This is a genomic window from Allocatelliglobosispora scoriae (assembly GCF_014204945.1).
GTDB lineage: Bacteria > Actinomycetota > Actinomycetes > Mycobacteriales > Micromonosporaceae > Allocatelliglobosispora > Allocatelliglobosispora scoriae.
This window is the reverse complement of the sequence record NZ_JACHMN010000002.1, coordinates 135,083-158,760: the sequence shown is the minus strand read 5'-3', so window position 1 is coordinate 158,760 and position 23,678 is coordinate 135,083. Positions and strand designations below refer to the sequence as shown.

16 protein-coding genes are annotated in these 23,678 nt (G+C 69.8%); 7 read left to right on the top strand and 9 right to left on the bottom strand.

Annotated features, from left to right (window positions below):
* Positions 1-5: 5 nt before the first annotated feature.
* A complete protein-coding gene (locus tag F4553_RS06635) occupies positions 6-2,375 on the bottom strand; it encodes a toll/interleukin-1 receptor domain-containing protein (RefSeq protein ID WP_184833542.1) in 2,370 nt (789 codons plus the stop codon).
* A 287-nt stretch (positions 2,376-2,662) separates the two neighbouring features.
* Here F4553_RS06635 and thrS point away from each other — a divergent pair, with 287 nt between their 5' ends.
* Positions 2,663-3,892 carry a threonine--tRNA ligase gene (gene thrS / locus F4553_RS06630; RefSeq protein ID WP_184833540.1) on the top strand — a complete coding sequence of 410 codons (1,230 nt, stop codon included), beginning with the start codon at positions 2,663-2,665 and terminating at the stop codon, positions 3,890-3,892.
* A gap of 80 nt (positions 3,893-3,972) precedes the next feature.
* Positions 3,973-5,826: a M14 family metallopeptidase gene (locus F4553_RS06625; RefSeq protein WP_184833538.1), complete on the top strand. Its 1,854-nt coding sequence runs from the start codon at positions 3,973-3,975 to the stop codon at positions 5,824-5,826.
* A 131-nt stretch (positions 5,827-5,957) separates the two neighbouring features.
* Here the strand turns inward: F4553_RS06625 and F4553_RS06620 are convergent, their stop codons facing one another.
* Genes F4553_RS06620 through F4553_RS06610 form a run of 3 tightly spaced genes read right to left on the bottom strand, consistent with a single transcriptional unit; the run spans position 5,958 to position 7,689 of the window.
* Positions 5,958-6,254 carry a hypothetical protein gene (locus tag F4553_RS06620; RefSeq protein ID WP_184833536.1) on the bottom strand — a complete coding sequence of 99 codons (297 nt, stop codon included), beginning with the start codon at positions 6,252-6,254 and terminating at the stop codon, positions 5,958-5,960.
* 30 nt (positions 6,255-6,284) lie between these two features.
* Entirely contained in the window at positions 6,285-6,563 is a 279-nt protein-coding gene (locus tag F4553_RS06615; protein ID WP_184833534.1) for a hypothetical protein, read from the bottom strand.
* On the bottom strand, positions 6,556-7,689 hold the full coding sequence (locus F4553_RS06610) for a hypothetical protein (RefSeq protein WP_184833532.1): 1,134 nt from the start codon (positions 7,687-7,689) through the stop codon (positions 6,556-6,558). The genes F4553_RS06615 and F4553_RS06610 overlap by 8 nt, the downstream gene beginning before the upstream one ends.
* Positions 7,690-7,904: 215 nt before the next feature.
* Between F4553_RS06610 and F4553_RS06605 the strand changes: the two genes are divergently transcribed.
* Complete coding sequence (locus F4553_RS06605; RefSeq protein ID WP_184833530.1) at positions 7,905-9,545, top strand: hypothetical protein; 1,641 nt, start codon at positions 7,905-7,907, stop codon at positions 9,543-9,545.
* A 65-nt stretch (positions 9,546-9,610) separates the two neighbouring features.
* On the opposite strand, the gene F4553_RS06600 is transcribed toward F4553_RS06605, so the two are convergent.
* A complete protein-coding gene (locus F4553_RS06600; RefSeq protein WP_312875120.1) occupies positions 9,611-11,131 on the bottom strand; it encodes an arylsulfatase in 1,521 nt (506 codons plus the stop codon).
* 106 nt (positions 11,132-11,237) lie between these two features.
* On the opposite strand from F4553_RS06600, the gene F4553_RS06595 reads away from it, so the two are divergent.
* Positions 11,238-12,161 (top strand): formylglycine-generating enzyme family protein, encoded by a 924-nt coding sequence (locus F4553_RS06595; protein WP_184833528.1) that lies wholly within the window; start codon positions 11,238-11,240, stop codon positions 12,159-12,161.
* 77 nt (positions 12,162-12,238) lie between these two features.
* Here F4553_RS06595 and F4553_RS06590 read toward each other — a convergent pair whose 3' ends face one another.
* The 3 genes from F4553_RS06590 to F4553_RS06580 all read right to left on the bottom strand — a co-directional run bounded on the left by F4553_RS06590 (position 12,239) and on the right by F4553_RS06580 (position 17,783).
* Positions 12,239-14,869, bottom strand: a complete 2,631-nt coding sequence (locus tag F4553_RS06590) for a glycoside hydrolase family 97 protein (RefSeq protein ID WP_184833526.1) — start codon at positions 14,867-14,869, stop codon at positions 12,239-12,241.
* Between the two features lie 194 nt (positions 14,870-15,063).
* Complete coding sequence (locus F4553_RS06585; protein ID WP_184833518.1) at positions 15,064-16,443, bottom strand: serine/threonine-protein kinase; 1,380 nt, start codon at positions 16,441-16,443, stop codon at positions 15,064-15,066.
* Between the two features lie 110 nt (positions 16,444-16,553).
* Positions 16,554-17,783, bottom strand: a complete 1,230-nt coding sequence (locus F4553_RS06580) for a transglutaminase domain-containing protein (protein WP_184833516.1) — start codon at positions 17,781-17,783, stop codon at positions 16,554-16,556.
* An 89-nt stretch (positions 17,784-17,872) separates the two neighbouring features.
* Between F4553_RS06580 and F4553_RS06575 the strand changes: the two genes are divergently transcribed.
* From F4553_RS06575 to F4553_RS06565, 3 genes are all read left to right on the top strand, one after another.
* Positions 17,873-19,630, top strand: coding sequence for a hypothetical protein (locus tag F4553_RS06575; protein ID WP_184833514.1), 1,758 nt, complete (start codon positions 17,873-17,875; stop codon positions 19,628-19,630).
* Between the two features lie 84 nt (positions 19,631-19,714).
* Positions 19,715-20,293 carry a dienelactone hydrolase family protein gene (locus F4553_RS06570; protein ID WP_184833512.1) on the top strand — a complete coding sequence of 193 codons (579 nt, stop codon included), beginning with the start codon at positions 19,715-19,717 and terminating at the stop codon, positions 20,291-20,293.
* 298 nt (positions 20,294-20,591) lie between these two features.
* Complete coding sequence (locus F4553_RS06565) at positions 20,592-21,242, top strand: TetR/AcrR family transcriptional regulator (protein ID WP_184833510.1); 651 nt, start codon at positions 20,592-20,594, stop codon at positions 21,240-21,242.
* On the opposite strand, the gene F4553_RS06560 is transcribed toward F4553_RS06565, so the two are convergent.
* On the bottom strand, positions 21,239-23,407 hold the full coding sequence (locus tag F4553_RS06560; RefSeq protein ID WP_184833508.1) for a sigma-70 family RNA polymerase sigma factor: 2,169 nt from the start codon (positions 23,405-23,407) through the stop codon (positions 21,239-21,241). The two genes, F4553_RS06565 and F4553_RS06560, sit on opposite strands and share 4 nt — an antisense overlap.
* Positions 23,408-23,678 lie beyond the last annotated feature (271 nt).

Genomic DNA, 23,678 nt, shown 5'->3' with positions numbered 1-23,678 from the left:
TCGTCTCAGGTTCTCAGGGTCTCGATCAGTCGCCGCATCGCCGTTGCGGGATCCGCGTGGAAGTCGAAGAAGTGCAGATCGGCGATGGTCTCCTCGGAGCTCACCCGGATGGCGGGAATGCGGCAGTCGTCGAGAAGGACAGGCACGAACCAGCCTCGTCCTCGGTTCATGAGCCGCAGCTCAGACAGCGCAAGCCGGATCTCGTCATCCATGTAGGTCTCGTGCTTGACCCCGTACGACGAGGAGAAGCAGACGACGAAATGCGAGCAATCCCTGATCGCTCTGGCGATGCCACGCCTCCACAGCTCACCCGCCCGGAGATTCGACCGGTCACGCCAGACCTCGACCCCGGCTTCGGCCAACCGCCGGGCAATGGTCGCCACGACATCGGCGTCCTCATGCAGGTAGGAGATGAACGGCAGTCCCTTACCGGTGATGGTGGAAGACTGCTGGATGTCCGGCGGGGCCTGGCCGTGCCGAAAGGTCGACGAGCGCTTCGTGGTGGCGACGTGATGATCGACCGGGAGCTGGGTCAGGGCGCCGCGGCAGAGTAGCCGGATGTCTTCGGCATCGAAGATCTGCGCTGCTGTTCGGCCCAAGACCGTCCGTGCCGAGAGATGAGTGCATGCTTCGAACCCGTTCAGCGTGATGGCAGTGGCCTCGTGCTCGTCGACCGGTCCCAATCCGTAGGAGGTGACGGCCCGATCCGCCCTCATGTGATTTCTTACCCAGAGCAGCATGGCCAGCGCAATGCGAGCGGCGAGTTCGTAGTCGCGCCGTCTCAGCGCCGCGGCGCTCGCCTCCGCCAGCCACTCCCACGCCGCTCCGGGCACCCGACCCGCTCGATGGGCGGCGGAGACGATCGCGCGTACCGCCGGGAGGATCTGTGCGGTGGTCGTCGCTGAGATCATCAGATCCAGCGCTGCCACAGCCGCGCTGTTCAATCCGGGCGCTTCCCGCAGTGCCGTCTCCGGGGGCTGCTCCGGTATGGGCCGAAACGCCAACCGGTGCCCGGTTCTTATCAAGGCTTGGACACGGCGGCCGTCGGGGTCCAGGCGCCCGAGCTGCTCAAGACGGTCCCGAAGGTGGGCTACGGAGTCCGCGTCGGTCTCGTTGCAGCTGATCATGTACTGAGCGAAGTCCTGGGCGAGAGCTGTCCGAGGCAGGCGGCCTGTCTCCCACGCCGACAGAATCCCCTCGGCCGACTCCGACCAGCGGCGCACCGAGTCCTCCGCGATCCGGGCGGGATCGGGCTCGCACGGCTGCAGCCGGCCCGACTCCATCAGGTGATCGGCGATGGTGATCGGGCTGCGGGCGATCGTGGTGATGTCCTCGCACCACCGCGGGCTCGTGTGGCGGCGTTCGGCGCCCGGGGTTTGAAATCGCACCGGAAGGAGCGGCTCGATGGTTCCGGTGTCCAGATCTACTGACGCCGCGATGTGCACTCCACCGCGTGCGAGCAGATCGGTTCCGTAGACGCCCACGTTTGCTGTGACCAGGGCGCGCTCGTCCACCGACACCGTGAGGTGGCGTACCTCGACGGGGATGCCATGCGGCGGCGCGATCTCTGCTCGCAGGGTCGACCTGTCCGTGGCGAGGTCGTAGTCCTCGATGAGCAGCCTGCCGGACGCCCGGTCCGTGCGCATGACCACCATGCAGCCGGCCCCGGCCCGCGGGTTCCACGCCATCGCCGACTCACGGGCCGGCAACGTGATGACAAGGCCATCGGAGACTCGGACCAGCAGGTTGCGACCGCCGCCCCAATCGCACACCAGGATGTACGCGCCGTCGTGGCTGTAGGAGAGCTCCACCAGCCCCAGCCGGGCGTCGTGTGGAAAGCCCGCGACCATCCGTCGCTTGCCCAATGCGAGCTCGTACTCCCACAGTACGAAGGTGGCCGCGCCGGTGCCGTCGGCCAGGTGTCCCAGCCGCTCCTCCATCGTGCACAGCCGCGAGCCGTCGCTGCTGAACGCGACCACACCCGCTGAACTGACCGGCATCAACAGGTGCGGCTGGGGGTCGCCGAATCGCTGCACATAGGGCTGTGAGTAGAAGTGCGGCACCGGTCGGTAAGGGGAGCCGCTGGAGAACATCATGTGTGCTGCTCCGTCGCGGACCCAATCGGTGCCGGTCGGCAACCCCAGGGATTCGGCCGTCGTCTCCCGGCTGAACGCCCAGAGGCCCGCTCGAAGGTGGGCTGCGCCCATCCGGTCGCTGTAGGCCGGGTGGGTGACCGGTCGGCCGTCCTGATCAACCACGACGCTCGGGGCGCTGTGGCCGCGCTCCTCCGCTACCTGGAGGAATGTATAGAGCGCCTCGTAGTCTTCGAGGCTTTCGTCGGTGAAAACCGATTCGCCCACGACGAACGCTGCCATCCAGATGTCTCCGCCCATACGATGCGCTCAGAACGCCTATTGTTCTGACGGACCGATCCAGTGCCTGGGCCGCCTCGCCTGTTAAGAGGTTGCGGCAACCGAGGGGGCGCTGGGTATGGTGAATCCATGCAGCGTCATGCCAGCGTGACGACGACGCCGGGACTCCCCGGCGCGTCGATGTTGGCCTGCTGAAATCACGTCAACTACGCGGCTGTCGGGTGTCACCCGACAGCCGTTCCTGCTGTGTGTGGTGCGCCCGGTGCGCGTACCCATCACAGGAGAGCGACATGATCGATCACCGCAAGCTCGGGCGCGAGCTCGAACTCTTCCACACCGACCCGCTCATCGGCGCGGGACTGCCGATCTGGCTGCCCGCGGGCGCGGCGGCCCGGCACGAGATCGAGCGGTTCATCCGGGAGGAGGAGCGGCTCGCCGGCTATCAGCACGTCTACTCGCCGCCCGTCGCCAAGCAGGAGATGTACGCCCGCTCCGGCCACCTGGAGAAGTTCGCCGACGACATGTTCGGCCCGATGGGCGGCGACGACGAGCCGGAGCCGCTGGTCCTGCGGCCGAGCCTCTGCCCGCACCACGCGATGGTCTTCCGGGCGCGCGGGCGCTCCTATCGCGAGCTGCCGCTGCGCATCGCCGAGCTGGGCGGCATGTATCGTTCCGAGCGCTCCGGCGTCCTCGGCGGACTGACCCGGGTCCGGGCGATCTGGCTCAACGACGCGCACATCTTCTGCGCCGAGGACCAGGTCGCGGCCGAGGTGGCGGGCATCCTCGCGATGGTCGGCCAGGCGCACCGGGCGCTCGGCTTCGCCGCCGACGGGTTCCGGCTGTCCAAACGGGGTGATCTCGTCGAGGGGAAGTACCTCGGCGAGGCGGACCGGTGGGACCGCGCCGAAGGTCTGCTGCGGTCGGCGCTGGTCGACTCGGGTGTGGCCTTCGAGGAGGCGGCGGGGGAGGGCGCGTTCTACGGGCCAAAGATCGATATCCAGGTACGCGATGTCGCCGGCCGGGAGTTCACCCTCGCGACCATCCAGGTGGACTTCGTCCAGCCGGAGCGGTTCGACCTCTCCTACACCGATCGGGGCGGCGCGAAGGCCCGGCCCGTGATGGTGCACCGCAGCATAGTCGGCGGCCTGGAGCGGCTCTTCGCGCATCTGATCGAGGTGCACCAGGGCGCCTTCCCGGTCTGGTACGCACCCGTCCAGCTCGTCGCGGTCCCGATCGGCGACGACCAGCGGGAGGCGGCGCAGCGACTGGTGGGTGACGCGATGCGCCGGGGGCTGCGGGCCGAGGTGAGTGCGGACGGTTCGCTCGGTGCCCGGGTGAGCGAGGCCCGGCACCGCCGGGTGCCCTATGTGGCGGTGATCGGCCCGAGGGAGGCAGAGGCGGGCGAGGTGTCACTACGCCTGCGCGACGGCCGACAGCTGCCGGCGATGCCCGCGGCGGCGGCGATCGGGCTTATCAGTTCCATTGTGGAGGAAAGGAGTTCAGAGCTGGCGCCGCGTTAAGCTGGCATACAGCGATCATTGACATAGCGGTTGATGAATGTTGTCCTCAGGGCCTCCTCAACCCCTTTGGGAGGCCCTTCATGCGACGACACGTCGCCGTTGTCATCTCCGTCCTGGCCCTGGGTGCAGCCCTGGTCCAGGGCGGTCCTGCCGTCAGCAGTCCGATGGTCGTGGTGGAGCCGCTCGGCAACACCGTCGCCCAGTACAAGGTCATCGGGCCGCAGACCTTCGCCGACCGGGACGCCGTCGCGCGTACCGGCGCCGCCGTGGACTTCATCGAGCACGGCAAGATCTTCGTGAGCGCGACCCGCAGCGAAGCGAGGCAGATCGAGGCGCTCGGCTTCAAGCTCGAACTGATCCCGCCGCCCGTCAAGGCACCCGACGCGAAGCTCTACGACTTCCCGTCGGCGGACTCGGCCTACCACAACTACACCGAGATGGTCGCCGAGGTCGACAAGATCGTCGCCGACCACCCGGCCATCGCCTCGAAGATCAATATTGGCACCACCTATGAGGGCCGCGCCATCGTCGGCCTGAAGATCTCCGACAACGTCGGCACCGACGAGGCAGAGCCGGAGATCCTCTTCAACGCCAACCAGCACGCCCGCGAGCACCTCACCGTCGAGCAGGCGCTCTACCTGGCGAACCTCTTCACCGACTCCTACACCACCGACTCGCGGATCGCGAACATCGTCAACAGTCGCGAGATCTGGATCCTGCCCTCGGTCAACCCCGACGGCGCGGAATATGACGTCGCCACCGGCTCCTACCGGTCGTGGCGCAAGAACCGGCAGCCCAACTCGGGCTCGACCTATGTCGGCACCGACCTCAACCGCAACTGGGGCTACCAGTGGGGCTGCTGCGGCGGCTCCAGCGGCAGCACCTCCTCGGAGACCTACCGCGGCCCGTCGGCCTTCTCGGCACCGGAGTCGCAGCGGATCCGCGACTTCATCCTCAGCCGGCGGATCGGCGGGGTGCAGCAGATCAAGGTCAGCGTCGACATCCACACCTACTCGCAGCTCATCCTGTGGCCCTACGGTTACAAGACGGCCGACACCGGCACCGACATGACGGTGGACCAGAACAACGTCTTCAAGACCATCGGCAACGCGATGGCGGCGACGAACGGCTACACCCCGGAGCAGTCCAGCGACCTCTACATCGCCGACGGCACGATCATCGACTGGGAGTTCCAGAACCAGGGGATCTTCGCCTACACCTTCGAGCTCTACCCCGGCGAGTCCGGCAGCGGCGGCGGCTTCTACCCGCCCGACGAGCAGATCGTGCCGCAGACGACCCGCAACAGGGAAGCCTTCCTGATGCTCTCGGAGTACGCGGACTGCGTCTACCGGGCCATCGGCAAGGAGGTCCAGTACTGCAACGCCAACCCCGGCACCACGGTCTGGTCCGACACCCTGGAGACCGCGACGGGCTGGACCACCAACCCCAACGGCACCGACACGGCGACCACCGGCGCGTGGGAGCGGGGTGACCCGGAGGCGACGACCTCCTCGGGCACCAAGCAGCTCGGCACCACGGTCAGCGGGACCAACGACCTGGTCACAGGCCGTCTCGCCGGAACGGCCGCGGGCGACTACGACCTCGACGGGGGTACGAGCAGCATCCGCTCCACCACCGTCACGCTCCCTTCGTCGGGCACGCTGAACCTGTCCTACTCCTGGTACCTCGCCCACGGCAGCAACGCCTCCAGCGCCGACTTCTTCCGGGTGAGCATCATCCACAACGGCGGCACGACGGTCCTGCACTCCGTCGCCGGTGCCGCCGCCAACCGCGACGGCGCCTGGGGCACGCAGACGGTGAACATCTCCGCCTATGCCGGGCAGACGATCCGGATCCTCATCGAGGCGGCCGACGCGAGCGGCGCCAGCCTCGTCGAGGCCGGCGTCGACGACGTGAAGATCACCCAGCAGTAGCTCCACCGGGCCAACCCTTTAGGGCCGACTCTTCAAGAGTTGGCCCTAAAGGCAACGCCGTCACGTTTTGCAGCAAAGCGTGGCCTCGTGGCGCGAAATGGCCACGCTTTGCTGCAAAACGTGACGAGGGGCTACTGGCCGGCGACGGTTTCGGTGGTGGTGACCACCTCGGCGACCGGAGCGGTGAACGCGGCCGGGTCGAGGCCCAGATCGGCCGGGTCGCCCTCGACCGCGTCGATGACGCCGTCACCCTCGAAGTCGTAGGCGACCGCGTCGAGGAAGTTGTCGTCGTCGACGTCCACCCCGAGCGCCTGCAGGCCGTCGGAGTTCTCGTAGAACTCGATCGTGTCGGGAACGTCGTCGAGATTCGTGTCGACGGCGTCGAAGATGACAGTGTCCATCTCGACGAAGTCGTCGCTGTCGAACATGTGGTGCCTTTCCTGGGTGTGGGTGGTGAATCAGGAGTCCTGGTCGAACTCCGGTGCGGGCAGCAGGATCGGCGGCAGCCACGAGGTCTCCGGGTCCTCGATCGAGGCGAGGAACGGGTCGAGCTCGGCGGCGGGCGGCAGGTCGTAGAGGGCGGTGATCCCGCCCGGGTCCTCGCCGTCGGCGAGGCTGATCTCCAGCAGATCGCCGGGGTCCGTCCAGAGGCCGTCGAGGTCCAGGTCGAGATCGGTGTCGGTGAGCTGGACGAGCAGGTCGGCGATGCCGTCCTGCAGATCGGCGAGGTCATCCACGGTCGGCCGCCGATCCCTCGACTGCGGGCAGCTCGGGGCGGGTGCGCTGCCGCAGCGCGTCGAGGCGCTGCCGTGCCGCCGACCCGACCGTCCGGCTCAGGTCACCGGCGGCCTGCTTGGCCCGCGCGGCGGACTCCAGGGTCCGGTCCCGCTGGCTCGTCGCGACCGCCTTGAAGACGGCATCGGTCTTCGGCAGGAACCCCAGGTAGGCGACCCGGTCATCGGGCGTCACCTGGCCGGCGAGGCGGACGAACTCGCGATGGCGTTCCCGGGCCGTGCTCTCGGCCTGCTCGCCCTGGTAGAGGGCGTCGGCCATGACCTGGTAGCCCATGGTGTGGCCGGACTTGACCGCCAGGTCGGCCGCCTTCACCGCCGACTCGATCTGCTGGGCGGCGAGGTAGACGAGGGCGAGCGTCACCAGCTGCGACCCGCGCTTGCCCTTGGGCGCCGTCGCCACGGCGAGCTTCGCGGTGCGCATCGCCTTGTCGGCGCCGGAGCGGATCAGGTAGACCCTCGCGGCGACCTCCAGGGCCGCCGTGTCCTTCGGGTCGTCCTTCAACCGCAGGATCGCCAGGGCGAGCGCGCGTTTCAGCATGCGCTCGGAGACGCGTACCCGGCTGGTTGCCCCCATCTCGGCCGCGGCACCGACGAGCTGGCGCGTCACCACCTTGGTGGGGTCGACCACCGACCGGACCGCGAAGTAGATCTTCTGGTCGCGCTCCATGGCGCGCAGCGCCTGGCCCAGCCACAGGCTGCGGGCCGGGTCGGTCGGCTCGGCCGCGACGAGGGCGGTGAGCTCGGTGATGCCGTTGCGCTCCGTCATGACGTCGCTGGGCAGCGAGAGGAGCGGCAGCTTGCTCAGCTCGCCGCCGATGGTGCGGACCGCCTTGCCGAGGCCGCCGCCGACCCTGGTCTGGCCGCCGCGCTCGACGAGCCGGTCCCGGGCGTCCCCGGCCTTGCCCGCGAGGCCCGTCGCCGAGTCGGCTGCGGTCGCCGCCAGCGCCGCGGCCTGGTCGAAACGGCCCTCGTCCTTCGACTTGATCTTCTCGGCCGCCTGCTGGGCCTGTTCGGCGGCGGTGCGGCGCGTTTCCTTCGCGATCGCCTTGAGCCGGTCCCCTAATGACATCTCATTCCTCACCCTGATCCGCGTGTTCCGCTGGCGGCACCATGAATATGTGGCAGCCATCGGCACAGTGGAATATCCGTTTGGGCGAGATAGTCCGCCGCCTATCCACTGGTACGTGACGATCAGTGCGCGGGCGCGTAATTCGCCACGCTCGCCGGGGTGTCCGAGGGCCGCGGGGCGGCTATCCTCTCCGGGGAGTCCCTGACTGGAGGATCATGTCTGACATCGATGTCCGCGACGCGGCGCCGCTGGAGCAGGCTGCGGAGACACCGGAGCCGTGGTGGCGTCGCGACTATCTGCCCTATGGCCTGCTCGGGCTGCTCTTCGCTGTCTTCACCTGGTTCACCTTCACGCAGGGACGCGTGCACGGGCGCACCTACGACGAGTACCTCCAGGACGACTACGGCGCCGCCGTGCTCCGGTGGTACCTCTCCGGCGGTTCGGACCGCGGCTTCCTGGAGATGCCCGACTACCTCCACATGCCCGAGCACGGGTCCGGCTTCGAGCTCATGATCGCCTGGGTGCAGCACTTCACGAACGAGCAGTGGGGTACGCGTACCGTCGTCAACGGCATCGCCGGCCTCATCGGCCTGCTGATCATGGCGCTCGTCGGCAAGGAGATGGCCGGACCGTGGGGTGCCTTCGCCGCCGCGACCGGGCTCGCCCTCTACCCCCGCTACGCCGGTGCGATGCACAACAACTCCAAGGACGTGCCCCTCGCCGTCGCCATGCTGCTCGTGCTCTGGCTCGTGCTGCGGCTGATGCGCCGCTGGACCGCCGAGACCCGCCGCTTCGAGGTGCTCGAACTGATGGGCATCGGTGCCGCGCTGGGCCTCGCCGGATCGATCCGGGTCAACGCGCTGAGCTGGGTCGCCCTGCTCGCGCTCCTCGTCATCGGCTTCTGGATCAAGCACGGCCGCAAGCTGCGCGGCGCCGAGTTGCGCGCCGAACTCGCCCGGCAGGCCGGTGCCGTCATGGTGATCGGCACCAACTGCTACCTGGTGATGTCGCTGCTCTGGCCCTACCTGCTCGTCTACCCGATCGAGGGGCTGCGACGCTCCGTCGAGGTGATGGCCGCCTATGACTGGGACAACCCGATCCTCTTCGGCGGCGAGATGGTCCGCTCCACCGAGCTGCCCTGGTACTACGCGCCCTGGTGGCTCATCATCGGCTCCCCGCTGCCGACCGTGCTGCTCACGCTCGCATCCGCCGGTGCGCTCGTCTACGCGCTCGTGCGTCGCCGGCCGGTCGATTCGCGGCTGCTGCTGATCGGCGGCTACATCCTGCTGCCGCTGGTGCTGATCATCGGGGCGCACTCGACGCTCTACAACAGCCTGCGGCAGTTCCTCTTCATCGCGCCCGGCATGATCCTGCTCGCGGCGGTGCTGCTGGTGCGGTGGGCGAAGGCCGCCTTCAAGGACGGCAAGACCGCGCTGGCCTGGACGCTGATCGGTGCGGCGATCCTCGGGCAGGTGGAGGTCGCGGTCGCGGTGGCCCGGATCTACCCCTACGAGTACTCCTACTTCAGCCCGGTCGCCGGCGGCTACACGACGGCGCGGCACAACTACGAGAGCACCTACTACGGCACGTGTACGCGGGCCGGGGCGCTCTGGCTGGGCGAGCACTACCGGGATTACACGCCGGGGGAGCCGACCTTCCGCGACGAGGTCTCGTGGAACAGCCTGACCGAGGCCGACCTGCCGGACAACTTCGTGTCGATCGGAGAGGGGCAGCCGGTGTTCCGCCTGACCAACGGTGATCCGGGCGCTGGCTACAAGATCGTCCACACGGTGATGCTGGAGGGCGAGCCCCTGTGCAACGTGTCGGTCCAGGAGCAGTTGGCGCCGGCCTCCTAACCGCGAGGAGACCTTGAATGCTTTCTGCTGCCACGGCGACAGAAACCATTCAAGGTCTCGTCGGGTCAGTGGCTGGCGAAGCCCTCTTCCATCTTGGCGATCGCCTGGTCGATGCTGAAGCTCGGTGCCTTCTGCCGGGGCGGGTAGTCCACGAAGGTCTCCAGGAACCGCCCGACGAGGGTCGTCCCGGCGAGCACGATGTACGCGCTGCTGATCAACCAGTCGTAGTACGTGTTGGACGTGGTGTCGGCCCGCTCATAGGGGTCCGTGCGCAGGTTGAAGATCTTCGGCAGCCGCAGCACGGTGAACGGCTCGGCCCAGATCTGCATCGTGCCCTGGCAGCGTTGCTCCATGAACACGACCTTCCAGTTGTCGAAGCGCAATGCCACCAGGTCGCCGTCGTCGGAGAAGTAGAAGAACCCCTCCCGCGGGCTGTGCTCCTCCTGACCGGTCAGATAGGGCAGCAGGTTGTGCCCGTCCAGGTGCACCTTGAACTTCTTCGCGCCGACCTTGTGGCCCTTGAGCAGCTTCTCCTTGACATCGGGCACGCCGGCGGCGGCGAGGAAGGTGGGCATCCAGTCCAGGTGGCTGACGATCTCGTTGCTGATCGACCCGGGCTTGATCTTCCCGGGCCAGCGCACGATCGCGGGCGTGCGGAACGCGCCCTCCCAGTTGGTGTTCTTCTCGCTGCGGAACGGCGTGGTGCCCGCGTCCGGCCAGGAGTTCATGTGCGGCCCGTTGTCGGTGCCGTAGATGACGATGGTGTTCTCGGCCAGGCCCAACTCGTCGAGGGTGTCGAGCAGCCGCCCGACGCTGCGGTCATGGTCGATCATCGTGTCGTGGTATTCGGACTGCCACCGCCCGGCCTGCCCGATGCTCTCCGGCTTCGGGTGGGTGCGGAAGTGCATGTGGGTGGAGTTGAACCAGACGAAGAACGGCTTCGCGTCCTGCTTCTGCCGCTTGATGAAGTCGATCGCGGCCTCGGTGAACTCGTCGTCCACCGTCTCCATCCGCTTGCGCGTCAGCGGGCCGGTGTCCTCGATCTTCTGCGAGCCGTCGGCGAGCGCCCAGCTGTGCAGGACGCCGCGCGGCCCGAAGTTCTTGCGGAAGTTCGGGAAGTCCTTCGCGGGCGGGTAGTTCGCCGACTCGGGCTCCTCCTCGGCGTTGAGGTGGTAGAGGTTGCCGAAGAACTCGTCGAAGCCGTGCATGGTGGGCAGGTGCTCGTCGCGGTCGCCGAGGTGGTTCTTGCCGAACTGGCCGGTCGCGTAGCCCTGCGGCTTGATCAGCTCGGCGATCGTCGGGTCCTCGGCGGACAGGCCGACGGGCGAGCCGGGGATCCCGACCTTGCTCATGCCGGTGCGGAACACGCTCTGGCCGGTGATGAACGCCGACCGGCCGGCGGTGCAGCTCTGCTCGCCGTAGTAGTCGGTGAAGCGCATGCCCTCGTCGGCGAGCCGGTCGATGTTGGGGGTGCTGTACCCCATCAGGCCGTCGCTGTAGCAGGACAGGTTGCTGATGCCGATGTCGTCGCCCCAGATCACCAGGATGTTCGGCTTCTCGGATGCGGGGGTCTTCTTGGTCGCCACACTGTCTCCCTTGGCCGGGTCTGGTCTAGGACTCCAGTATCGTGATAATTAGGCGCTTTTATGAGCGAATGTCATATTGAACCGAACCCTCCGGCAGGCGCGCACCATGTCCCATCAGCACACACGTCCGGGCCGGGTGTGGATCCCCGGCGGCACCTTCCGCATGGGCTCCGACCACCACTACCCGGAGGAGGCCCCCGCCCGGCAGGCGACGGTCGGCGGGTTCTGGATCGACCCCGTGCCGGTGACCAACGCCGCCTTCGCCGAGTTCGTCGCGGCCACCGGGCACGTCACGGCGGCTGAGCGGGCACCCGACCCGGCCGATTACCCCGGTGCGGACCCGGCGCTGCTCGTACCCGCGTCGGTGGTCTTCGTCAGCCCGCCGCACCGCGTCGACCTGCGCGACCACCTGCAGTGGTGGCGCTACGTCCCGGGCGCTGACTGGCGGCACCCCTACGGCCCCGGGACCACCCTCCATGGCCTCGACCAGCACCCGGTCGTTCACATCGGCTACGACGACGCCGTCGCCTACGCACTCTGGGCGGGGGGCGGGCTTCCCACCGAAACCGAGTGGGAGTACGCCGCCCGCGGCGCCGCCACCGGCGAGTATGCCTGGGGCGACGAACTCGCACCGGACGGCAAGCACATGGCCAACACCTGGCAGGGGGAGTTTCCGCTGGTGAACCTCGCCACCGATGGATACGAGCGCACCTCGCCGGTCGGCGCCTTCCCGGCCAACGGCTTCGGCCTGCACGACATGATCGGCAACGTGTGGGAGTGGACCACCGACTGGTACGCCAGGCCCGCGGCGCAGAGCAGCTGCTGCGGGCAGCCCGCGACCCCGGCGGAACACGACAGCTACGACCCCGCCACCCCGCACCTGCGCATCGGCCGCCGGGTCACCAAGGGCGGGTCGTTCCTCTGCGCCCCCAACTACTGCCGCCGCTACCGGCCCCCGGCCCGGATGGCACAACCCGTCGACACCACCACCTGCCACCTCGGCTTCCGCACCGTCAGCCGCGCCCCATAGCACCAACTCTTCAAGAGTTGGTGCTATGGGGCGCGCGCTCTTAGGACCAACTCTTCAAGAGTTGCGGTGATCTTGGGCTAGGTGCGGTTCCACTTCTGGTTGGCGGCGCCGGTGCAGGTCGAGATCACCAGCAGGGTGCCGTTGGCGGTGCCGTTGCCGACGGTGGTGAGGCACCTGCCCGAGCCGACCCCGACCACCGTGCCGTCGGACCGGACCCGCCACCGCTGGCCGTCGGTGGTGTTGCAGTCGAAGAGCTGCACGGCGGTCCCCTCGGCGGTGCCGCCACCGGCGACGTCGAGGCACTTGGTGTAGAAGGCCCGCAGCTGGTTGGTGTTGGTCGAGAGCCACGCCTGGTTGGTGCCGCCGTTGCAGTCCCAGAGCGCGGGCCGGGTGCCGTTGGCCTGGGCGCTGTTGGGCAGGTCGACACACCTCGCCGAGGGCTGTCCCTTGAGGATCCCGCCGATGCTCGCGCGGGCCCACTTCTGGTTGGGCTGGCCGTTGCAGGGCCAGATCAGCAGGGTGGTGCCGTTGGCGACGCCGTGGTTGTTGGCGTCGAGGCACTTGCCGGAGCCGGTGTTGACGACCGTACCGTCGGCGTTGACGGTCCACTGCTGCGCGCCGGTGCCGTTGCAGTCGTAGATCTGCACCGCGGTGCCGTCGGCGGTGCCGCCACCGGCGACGTCGAGGCACTTGGTGTTATAGACCTTGAGCTGCTTGCCCGCGGTCGCCGTCCAGGCCTGGTTGGGGCCGCCGTTGCAGTCCCACAGCTTGACGGCGGTGCCGTTGACCTGGCTGTTGTCGGGCACGTCGACGCAGATCCCGGACTCCTGGCCCTTGAGGGTGCCGGTCGAGTAGCCGGGTCCACAGGTCGTCATCCCGGCGGTGTAGGGGCAGACGACACCGGCGAAGCCGCCCCGGTCGGGCATCGCGATCGAGAGGGTGTCGGCGCTCGTGACCACGCGGGTCTCGCGGAGCAGCCGACCCGGGGCACCGTCGCGTACCGTTTCGGCGAGCCACTGCCCGCCGCCGAGGAAGCTCAGCGGGGACGAGAAGGTCTTCGCGGCGAGCGCGGAGATGCCGCCGACATACCACCTGCCGCCGTTGCGGCGGGCGACGTACGCCTCCCGGCCGGGCCGTCCACCGAGCAGCCGGGTCTCGTCCCAGGCGGTCGGCAGCTGGTTGAGGATCGTCAGCGCCTCGGGCCGGGCCTCGTAACTGGCGGTGCTGTCGGCGTAGTGCTGCCATCCGGACTCGAAGACGACCGAGGTCCCCAGCTCGTGCCCGTCGCTGGTGTCGCGGTCGGAGACGACGAAGGTGACCGGGGTGAAGTCCATGCTGGAGATGGCGTTGCGGGTGAAGGGGAGCATCGTGTTGAAGGCGGCCCGGTTGCGCCACTGCTCGGTGCCGTAGACGGCCTCGGCGGTCATCACGTGCGGCCAGGTGCGCTGCAGGCCGCGCGGGGTGGCGGCGCCGTGGAAGTTGACCATCAGCTTCAGCTCGGCGGTGCGGGCGAGGATCGCGTCGTACCACTTCAGCACCGGCTGGGTGTCCTGGTAGATGAAGTCGACCTTCACGCCCGCCACGCCCCAGCCCTTGATCTGGGGCAGCCAGGATTCGCGCTGCTGGGCGGTCTGGAGGTTGGCGGAGTTGAACCACAGGATGACTCCGACGCCGCGGTCACGGGCATAGGCCACCACGTCGGGCATCCAGCTGGACTGCCACCCCTCGTCGATGAGGACGTAGCCCCAGCCGTTGCGCTGGGCGAAGTCGATGTACTGCTTCTGGCGTACCGGGTCGGACTGGGCGGCGTGGTCGGTCAGCCAGGACCAGGCGGCGGTGGCGGGCCGGACCCAGGAGGTGTCGGCGACCTTCGACGCGGGGGCGAGGTCGTCGACGATCGTCGACTCGGTGACGGTCTTGAGGTCGCCGACGGCCGCTGTCCGCCACGGGGTGGCGAGCGGCAGCGTCGCGGTGATCGGGGCACCGATGATCGAGGTGGTGTAGGTGCCGGTCCCGGCGCGGTGGGTGAGGTTGCTCGCGGCGTAGCGGCCGTCGAGGTCCGTCTCGGCGACGAGGGCGAAGTTGGCTCCGACCTCGAAGAGCGATGGTGCGGCGAAGTCGGCGGCCGGAGCGCTCCCGGCCGTCGTCTCGAACCAGACTCCCTGGTCCTCCGACTGGGTCGGCACCAACCACGCGGGTGCGGTGGTCGGGACGGTCCAGGAGGAGGCCTCTCGGCGTACGGTCACCGTTCCGCTGCCCGGCAGCACGTAGCGGTAGGCGGCACCGGTGTCGGAGACGCGCACCACGATGTCGAGCCGCGCTCCGCCGGTGCCGGTGAACGAGAGTGTGGTCTGGGTGTACGCGGTCTGCCGGCTGCGCTTCTTGCCGGTCGTCATCGCGTAGGTCTCGGTGACCGTCTGATCGGCGCGCTGGGTGAAGACGAGGCTCTTGGTCAGGTCGGTGGCGGCGGTCTCGATGCCGATCGGTGACGGCGAGAGCACCGTCGTGCCGCCGCGCAGGACCGCGAAGCTGGGCACTCCGTTGTCCAAGGTGACCTGTGCGCTAGTCGGGGAGCCGGCGGACGGGCCGGTCACCGTCCAGGTGACGGCTGCGGCGGCGGGGCCGGCGGCGATGACGGCTCCGGTCGGCAGGGCGAGGGCGAGCGCGCAACCCAGGAGCAGGGCGCGGCGGGGCGTTTCTCGATGCATGGGGTTCCTCTCACGGACGGGACGGTGACCGTGCAGGCGTGGCATTACATCGACCATCAAAGATGAACATCTCCGGCCTGTCAACGTTGTCACGCAGTGCCCCGCCCACCCCCCGCCACGTTTTGCAGCAAACCGTGGCCATCCGGCACCGGGAAGCCACGCTTTGCTGCAAAACGTGACCCCGGGGTGGAGCGTCAGAGCTTCTTGGCGATCGCCGCGATGAGCTGCTCGACGTCGGCGCGCAGCCGGGCGGCGTACCCGGCGGAGAGGCTGCCCTCCCCCTCGCGCGACGCGATCTTCTCCCGGGTGCCCCGCGCCGCCTCGTCGAGTTGAGCGCGAGTCTTCGGGTTGCGCGCCATGTTGCGGATGGTCTGGCGCAGGTCCAGCGCGACGTCGTTGCGGATCTCCTGCTTGCTGAGCCCTTCGTCGACCGTCTCCAGCGCGGTCGCGAGCGCCTCGTCGACGGTCGGGGTGACGGGCACCGGGATCGTGGGCGGGCTCGCGCTCGGCCGGGTGCCGCCGCCGGTGGACGCCCTCGGCGATGCCGGGACGGTGGCCGTGGCGGAACCGGCCGGGATGGGAGTAGCGCTCACCGATGCGGACGGGGACGGAGCCGGGGAAGCGCTCGCGGACGGGCTCGCCGAGGGCGGCGAGGCCGGGTCGTCGACGAGCCACCAGGCGGTGCCGAATCCGGCGAGCAGCACCACGACGCCGCCGACTGCCGCGTATCGCGGCCACCGCCTCGGCGGGGCCGCGAGTGCCCGGTCCAGCACCATCGCCAGCTCCGTCGCGTGCGGCCGCTCGTGCGGGTCGCGGCGCAGGCAGCGCTGCAGCACCTCGACGACCGGGCGCGGCAGGCCGGCGACCGCGGGTGCGGGCGGGCGGCCGTGGTCGTTGGCGACGTCTTCCCAGCCGCGGACGCGGAACGGGACCGTGCCGGTGAGCATCTCGTGCAGCACCACGCCGAGGGCGTAGATGTCGGTGGCGGACTGGGCCGGGGTGCCGTCGAGCCGCTCCGGCGCGACATAGGCGGGGGTGCCGAAGGTGGCGCCGGTGCTGTCGTCGTCGGGCTCGCCGATCCGGGCCGCGATGCCGAAGTCGAGCACGGTGACCTTGTGCCCGTGGACCATGATGTTGTCCGGCGTGACATCGCGGTGCACCACGCCCGCGCGGTGCGCCACCGAGAGGACCGTGGCGACGCGGCCGCCGATGCGGACCGCCTCCTGCCAGGGCAGCGGTCCCATCGCGATCTTCTCGGCGAGCGGGTCGCCCGGCACGAGCTGGAGCACGATGATCGCGATCTCCTGACCGCGGCGGGTGGTGCGGACGAAGTCGTGCACGCTCGCCACGTCGGGGTGGTTGAGCCGGGCCGCCGCCCACGCCTCCCGGCGGGCCAGCTCGCGCAGCCGCTCGTCCCCGGCGAGATCGGGATCGAGAACCTTGATCGCCACCAGTCGATCGAGCGTCTCGTCCTTGGCCCGCCAGATCACCGACATGCCACCGGCGCCGATGCGGTCGATGAGTCGGTACCGCTCGCCGAGCAGATCACCGGCGCGCAGGCCGTTATCGGTCATGCGGGCACGTTGCTGCATGGATCATGCTGATGTCAATAGGGTGCTCCCCGCGTGCGTCAAATCGTGAACTGGGCGCTTCTCGTTACCATCAAGGTGCCGAGTCGAAACAGTCATTCGGCTGTGCGGTAGCGGATCTCCGCGGGGCGCAGTACACCGAACGGCGTGACCACGGCCAGTTCCACGTGGTGATCTCCAGCGGGGGAGAGCCGCAGCGGCCAGCCGCCGTCCACGGGGACCTCGCCGCCGGAGTCGCCGTCGGTGACCCGGACCGCCGTGGCGAACGGGTGCCGCAGGTGCGGTCGCAGCAGCGGCACGTCGTCGGTGACGGCGATGCTCACCGCGAGTTCAGCGAGGTCCGGGTAGGCGAGCGAAGCCTCCCGGATCAGCCGCGGCGACCGGTAGAACCTGCCGTCCACCATCGGCACGAACCCGTGCTCGACCCACGCCGCCCCGGTCGTGTAGGCGGCGGCGAAGTACATCCACCACCCCGTGCGAGCGGCCTCGGTCTGCGGCTCGGCGAGACAGACGATGGCCGACGGCGGCCCGCCGGAGTGGAAGCGGTCCATCAGCTCCAGCAGCCCCAGCGGGGTTCCGTCCACATCGGACCAGAACATGCCGTTCTGCCCGTCGAGCACCACCCAGCGGCCAAGGTCGTCGATCCACGCCTCGGTGACGACGTGCCCGCCACCCATCCCGGTGTGGTGGTTGGCCTTGCGCAGCCCGACCTGCCGTGCGGGGATGCCCGACGCGTTCAGCGCCTGGGTCAGCAGGATGGAGTACTCCGAGCAGGCGAACCGCTCACCGGCGTCGACCCGGTCGAGGAGCTCCACGGCGTCGGGGCGGTCGACGTGCTCGTTGTTGTGCGTCCAGCGGGTGGAGACCCACCGCAGCAGCGTCTGCGCGGTCGCCCAGGCGGTGGGCTCGGGCGCGGGGATCCGGGCGCGGAGCAGCTCCTCGCGGTCGGCGGTCAGCCGGAAGAGCTCCAGCGGCTCCATGGGTGTCAGGGTCGGCCAGGAGAGCAGCTCCAGCGTCGGCGGTGGCACATTGGCCGCCATCCGCGCGAGCAGCTCGGGCCAGTCCTCGTCGGCTCCGAAAACCCCGGTCAGCTCCGGCTCGAAGATCTCCGGCTGGCAGAATCCGGCGTCGATCGCGTCCTGGAGCAGGCGGCGCTTCTCCGGCCGGCCGAGCAGACCGGCGCCGATGGCGGCCATCGGTGCCCAGTAGGACGCCCAGAACTCCTCGTCACCGCGCAGCCTCGGCACCAGGTCCAGGAACTCCGGCCAGCGCTCCGCCCGGCTCAGGTCCTGTGCGGTGCGCCGCAGTTCCAACAGGTCCTCCATGCCGCCCGAGTGTAGGAGCGGACCGCTCGTCGCGTTGCCCCCGGCGGCGACGGGTCCCGGCGCATGCGGGGCTCGGCTACCCTGCCGCCATGTCGTCGAACGGTCTGAGATCGGTTCCGGTGGTTGCGCTCGCGCTGACCCCCGCCCTCCTGTTGCGCGTGGCGTGGCCGGTGCTGGCCGGCGATGCCCGGGTCATCGACGACGTGCTGACGATCAGCGACGAGAGCTGGGTCGTGGCCGTCGGTATCTGGGTCAGCTGGATCGTGGCGGTGCTGCTCGGCGCCGCGGTGCTCGACGGTCGGCCCCAGCCGGTGCTGCGGGCGCTGCCGGTGGCGTTCACCTGCGTCGCGGCCTTCGCGTTGGCCCTGCTGACGCTGTTCTTCGTCCTGCCGCCGTCACCGCTGATCTTCGTCGGGGCAGGCGTGCTGCTGTTCGGGTTCGCGACGGCACTGGCACTGGTGAGCGTCGTGGCCGTGGTGCAGGAGTGCGGGTTCGCCGCCTTCTCCGCCGTCGGTGCGCTACGGGGCCGGTGGTGGCGGGCTTGCGTGCCGTTCGTGATCGCCGTCATGGCGTCGGGCTTCGCCGTGCGATTGATCATGACCGGGCTGCCGTCCGGTAGCCCCACTGCGGGTCTCATCGCCGAGGTCCTGCGCGACCTGCTGCTGGTGGGGGTCGCCGCGACGCAGGCGTGGGCGTTGGCGGGGCTGTACCGGCGTACCCATCCGGGGCCGGAGGCCGATCGTCCTCCGACGGCCTGGCCGGCGCGGCGCTGGGTCGCGCTGCTCGGCGGGCTGGCGCTGCTCGTCCCGGCGGTCTTCGTCGGCGGGGCCGTCGCGGTCGCGGACGTGCCCCGGCTGATCACGAGCCCGGCGGTCCCGTCCGACACCGTCGTGCAGGTCGCCTGGCCGGCCGGGCACCACCCGATTCTCGTCACGCGCGACAGCATCCTCGACTGCGTCGACGACCGCTGCTCGGACTTCACCGCCTTCCCGCACGGTGTCGAGCTCTCACCCCACCGCGCCAGTGTGATCATCCGGCCGGACGGCTCCGTGCTGGCGTTCAACCGGAACACCTTGCTCACCTGCGACGCGGCCCGGAAATGCGAGAACAGCGCCATCGCGCGGCTGCTGCCCGCGACCCTCACCGCGATGACGGTGAACCCCGCCGGGGACCTGCTCATCGCGACGGCGTCACCCCTCAAGGACGTGTCGGGTACGCAGCTGGGCGTCCTGCACTGCCGCGATCCGCGCTGCGGCACCTCCGACTGGGCGGAGCTCGGCAAGAGGTCACCCATCCAGCTCCTCGACGAGTTCAACATGCGGCAGCTCGCGATCAGGGTCGACCCGACCGGCGTGCCGGTCGTCGCCTTCTACAACTCGGCTCCGGTCAGTTTCGACTGGTGCGTGACCTCCGCCTGCGCCGAGCGCCGGACGGGCTTCCCGACGGAGCATGGGCTGAGCAGCCAGACCGTTGCCGCGCTCTACCGCGACCTGATGCGCCCCTGTGACAGCAAGTGCGGTGACGAGTTTCCCGGACCGGCGGTGGCGGCTCCCGGCGGCGGCGTCTTCGCCGTGGAGCAGCACAATCGCGGCCCCGAAGGGATGATCGTGCAGTCCGGCCCCGGTCTGAGCTACATCGAGGCCGACCTGCTGAGCTGCGCCGATTTCCGGTGCGCGGAGCCATGGCGGCGGGTGCGGGTCTCCGTGGAGCGCCGCGGTAGCAGCAGCAGTGGCTGGCCCGGTCTGCTCCCGCAGGAGTTCTGGCTGCTGGCGGCGGGTCCGGACGGGCAGGCCCTGCTGGTCCGGCCGAAGGTCGATCCGCTGGTCGTCACCATCGTCACGCCCTAGCGGGCGTTCGGCGGGCTTATGTCGGTGGGGGTGCCTAGGATCGTGGACAGCGCATCCCGCTACTCAGACTAAGGACGGGCGACCATGGCTGACGTGCTGCTGTTCCACCACGCGCAGGGGCAGACCCCGGGCTTTCTCGCGTTCGCCGACGAGCTGCGGGCGGCCGGGCACACCGTGCACACTCCGGACCTCTTCGACGGCCGCACCTTCGACTCCGTCGAGGAGGGCGTCGCGCACGCCCGGGAGATCGGCTTCGGCAAGCTCCTGGAGCTCGGCACGCGGTCGGCCGACGGGCTCCCGCCGGAGCTGGTCTACGCCGGGTTCTCCCTCGGGGCGATGCCCGCGCAGAGCCTGGCCCAGACCCGGCCCGGCGCCCGGGGCGCGCTGCTGCTGCACTCGTGCATCCCGCTCGGGGAGTTCGGACCGGCCTGGCCGGACGGCGTGCCGGTGCAGATCCACGGCATGGACGCCGACCCCTGGTTCACCGAGGAGGACGGTGACCTCGACGCGGCCCGCTCGCTCGTCGCGTCGACCGATCAGGCTGAGCTCTTCCTCTACCCCGGCGATCAGCACCTCTTCGCCGACTCCAGCCTCGCCGCCTATGACCGGGACGCGGCGGCCCTGCTGACGAGGCGGGTGCTCGACTTCCTCGCGGACCGGTGACCCGGCGTCAGCCGGCCGTGGTCAAGGGACGCTACCGGTGGCGGACCAGGGTGCGAGTGGCCCTGCCGTTCTGGGCGACGGGCCTGTTTCCCCGGGGGGCGAAGGATTGCCGTGAGCACGAGTGGTTCAGGGCCGACGCGGACACCTTCCACTGCTACCACTGTGAGGCGGGAGTTCTGAAGGCACCGGACCTGCCCTGATCGCCGAGGGGAGGCCGCTCGGCCTTCCCTCGGCATGTCAACAAATGTTTACAAAGTGCTGACACGGCCGTTACAATCCGGGGGAGGAAGGGACGCCGATGACAGCAGACAGCCCCGGGCCGACGAAGGCTGTCGTGGCCAGCGCGGCTGACGAGCCTGCCGCTCACCGTCCCCGGGACGCGGCGCGGACCCGCCAGCTCCTGCTCGACTCGGCCCGTCGGCGCTTCGCCCACGACGGCTACTCCGCGACGACCGTGCGCGACATCGCCGACGACGCCGGCGTCAACGTCGCCCTGATCAGTCGCTACTTCGGGTCCAAGGAGGGGCTCTTCGAGGCCTGCCTCGTCTCCGCCACCGAGGAGCTCAAGCGCGTCGCGGGCACCGTCTCCGGCGCGAGCAAGGTTCCCGATGCCATCGTCAAGCAGGTCCTCGGCGCGGCCCCCGGCGAGCTGCCCAACGAGGTCCTGATGCTCCTGCTGCGCTCCTCCGGCGACGAGCGCGCCGAGCGGATGCGGGTGGGGCTGCTACGTACCTTCACCGAGCGCCTGGCATCGACCGCCGGCTGGCATGCCGACGACCCCGGCGGCGACGACCTGATGCTGCGGTCCCAGCTCGTGCTCGCCCTCGCGCTCGGGGTCACCGTGCTGCGGGCCACCTCGGGCCTGGAGCCGCTCGCGTCCGCCACCGAGGAGGACCTCACCGGTCCGATGCGCGACCTGGTGGCAGCGCTGATGCCGCAGGTGCCCTAGGGTGTCATCGTCGCGCCGGTTCCGCTGCGACCGCTGGTGAGGAAGGCCGTGCGCGGCAGCCTGCCGTCGGCTCGCCGGGCGCCCTCGGCCGTCCGCTGGTCCGTCGCGCGGAGCAGAGCAGGGTTCCAGTCGGCCTGGTTCCACGAGTTGCCGAACTCCTGCACGGTGTCACCGCGGTTGTCGTCGCGCCCGTTGCCCTGGGCGAGGTTGGCCCGCAGCACCGACGGGGAGAACCAGAACGCGAACCCGTCGCCGCCGTTGCGGTAGGCCGTGTTGCCGGTCACCACGATGACACCCTTGTTGTTCTGCTCGGTGAACCCGTAACTGGCGTTGTCCCAGGCCGCGTTGTCGGTGACGACGTGCGCCACCGCCGGGGTGGGGTCACCGCCGCCCAGCTTGAATCCGGTGCCCGCACCGGCGAAGTCCGACAGGCCCCACCGGTTGACCCCGTTGCCGTGCGCCCAGGTGTGCTCGATGCGGACCGGATCGGCGAATCCGCTGAGGTCCACGCCGTCGTCGGCGTTGCGGAAGGCGCGGCAGCCGCGGATCAGGTTGCCGGTGCCGGAGCCGTCCTTGAAGGCCACCCCGTCGGCATTGGCGCCGTGCGCGGCGTCGTCGTGGTTGTCGTGGAAGTCGCTGTCGAGCACCTGGTTGGCGATCGTCCCCGGGCCCCGCAGCACCAGCCCGGTGGCTCCGTTGTCGAACATCGTCAACCGCTGGAAGACGGTGCTGCGGCAGCCCACGCAGACGTAGGGGAAGGTCGGGCTGCCCTGCACGGTGAGGCCCTGCACCGTCCAGTAGGACGCTCGCTGGGTGATGAACCACTGGTTGGAGCGGATCAGCGACGCGTCGATGACCGGCTTCTCGCCGCGGTAGTTGCTCATGGTGATCCGCCGGGACGGCTCCCCGCTGGTGGTGATGGCGACGGGTGCGGTCGGGCGGTAGGTGCCGCCGCGCAGGGCGATCGTCTGTCCCGGTCGGACCAGCGCCACCGCTCGGCCCAGGGTGGCGAGCGGGGCGGTGAGCGTACCCGGATCATCGTCGCGGCCGTCGGGGGCGACGTAGATGTCGGCCGCCGCGACGCCGGTGAACGAGGTTCGGGTGGAGGGTGACGGCGTGGCGGGGGCCGTGGTCGGAGCGGGCGCGGGGCTCGGACCGGCGGTGACTGAGTGCGTCGGGCTCGGCGGAGCGGCGGCGGCCTCCGGTGCGGTCACGGGGAGGTACTGCACGGCCAGGACGACCGCCGCTGTCGCGCTCGCCAGCGTCGAGCCGCCGACGACGGCGGTCTTCGTCGTGAGCCGCCCCAGCAGGCGGCGCAGACCGTCCACCGCCGCCGGGAGGAGTCCGGGCCCGGCGTGCAGCCCCGCTGTGCCCGACCCCAGCAGTCCGGCGACCTTCGCCGCCAGCACCGCCGGTACGGGCAGCAGGACACCGCCGGTGAGCAGCTGTTCGGCCGGGACCATGAGCTCGGTGACCTGCTGGCAGGCACGGCAGTCGCGCAGATGGCGGCCCAGGCGGACCAGCGACGGCGCACCGTGGCGTGATCCCCGCCCGATGGCCTGCAGATCGGGGCAGAGCGGGGTGGCTCGTCTGGCTCGCAGTACCCGGCGGGCCAGGTCGAGCTGCGCCTTCATCCGCTGCACCCGGACGGCGGCGTGGCCGGTGCTCAGGCCGAGGCTGGCGGCGAGCTCCGAACGGGTGATCACCCCGCCGGTCTCCTGCCACCACAGCGCGAGCAGCCGCTGATCGGCGGCCGAGAGCCACTGCGCGGCGAGCACGGCCTCGCGCCGCTGCGCCGAGAGGTCGACGGCGACGATCGTCTCCTCGGCGGGCCCTGGACCGGGGTGCGGCGGATCGGGCCAGTCGTCGAGGGGGAGCTGGCGGCCGAGCACGGCGCCCCTGGCCCGGCCGCGGTCCTGGGTCTGGCGGATGGCGATCGCGATCAGCCAGGACCGGAACCGCTCCGGATCCCGCAGCCGCGGCAGTGCGGCGACCGCACGCAGCATCGTCTCCTGCACCACGTCATCGACATCGGAGTGGCCGTTGAGGACGCGGCCGATGACGTTGTAGACGAGCGGCAGGTGCTCGGCGAACAGGGTCTCCATGGCCTGCCGGTCACCGGCCTGGGCCGCTGTGACCAGGCTGGTTTCGGAGGCGGGCGCCATCGACGAGCCCTTTCACGTGTGCGCGGGACGGAGCTGCGGACGCGGCGAATCCTGACATAGACGCGAGTTGGTTGTAAAGGTATCGAAAGTCATGGCTGGTCAGTGGCTTTCGTCAAAGTATTTTCGTCGGTTTCCGTTATCTGCTGCGGGCCGGATCCGTCTACAACGGGCAGCACTGTGCTCCGCCGTCCGGCGGACCGCAGTCCACTCGGGAACTCGCGCCGGTCCGCCCGGGCAGGCGCGCGGTTCTCCCGTTCGTGCTCGGCCCGGT

Excerpts from the sequence above, each read along its gene's own strand:
- F4553_RS06635 (WP_184833542.1), bottom strand. The coding sequence starts at position 2,375 with ATGGCAGCGTTCGTCGTGGGCGAATCGGTTTTCACCGACGAAAGCCTC.
- thrS (WP_184833540.1), top strand. The coding sequence starts at position 2,663 with ATGATCGATCACCGCAAGCTCGGGCGCGAGCTCGAACTCTTCCACACC.
- F4553_RS06625 (WP_184833538.1), top strand. The coding sequence starts at position 3,973 with ATGCGACGACACGTCGCCGTTGTCATCTCCGTCCTGGCCCTGGGTGCA.
- F4553_RS06620 (WP_184833536.1), bottom strand. The coding sequence starts at position 6,254 with ATGTTCGACAGCGACGACTTCGTCGAGATGGACACTGTCATCTTCGAC.
- F4553_RS06610 (WP_184833532.1), bottom strand. The coding sequence starts at position 7,689 with ATGTCATTAGGGGACCGGCTCAAGGCGATCGCGAAGGAAACGCGCCGC.
- F4553_RS06605 (WP_184833530.1), top strand. The coding sequence starts at position 7,905 with ATGTCTGACATCGATGTCCGCGACGCGGCGCCGCTGGAGCAGGCTGCG.
- F4553_RS06595 (WP_184833528.1), top strand. The coding sequence starts at position 11,238 with ATGTCCCATCAGCACACACGTCCGGGCCGGGTGTGGATCCCCGGCGGC.
- F4553_RS06590 (WP_184833526.1), bottom strand. The coding sequence starts at position 14,869 with ATGCATCGAGAAACGCCCCGCCGCGCCCTGCTCCTGGGTTGCGCGCTC.
- F4553_RS06585 (WP_184833518.1), bottom strand. The coding sequence starts at position 16,443 with ATGACCGATAACGGCCTGCGCGCCGGTGATCTGCTCGGCGAGCGGTAC.
- F4553_RS06580 (WP_184833516.1), bottom strand. The coding sequence starts at position 17,783 with ATGGAGGACCTGTTGGAACTGCGGCGCACCGCACAGGACCTGAGCCGG.
- F4553_RS06575 (WP_184833514.1), top strand. The coding sequence starts at position 17,873 with ATGTCGTCGAACGGTCTGAGATCGGTTCCGGTGGTTGCGCTCGCGCTG.
- F4553_RS06570 (WP_184833512.1), top strand. The coding sequence starts at position 19,715 with ATGGCTGACGTGCTGCTGTTCCACCACGCGCAGGGGCAGACCCCGGGC.
- F4553_RS06565 (WP_184833510.1), top strand. The coding sequence starts at position 20,592 with ATGACAGCAGACAGCCCCGGGCCGACGAAGGCTGTCGTGGCCAGCGCG.
- F4553_RS06560 (WP_184833508.1), bottom strand. The coding sequence starts at position 23,407 with ATGGCGCCCGCCTCCGAAACCAGCCTGGTCACAGCGGCCCAGGCCGGT.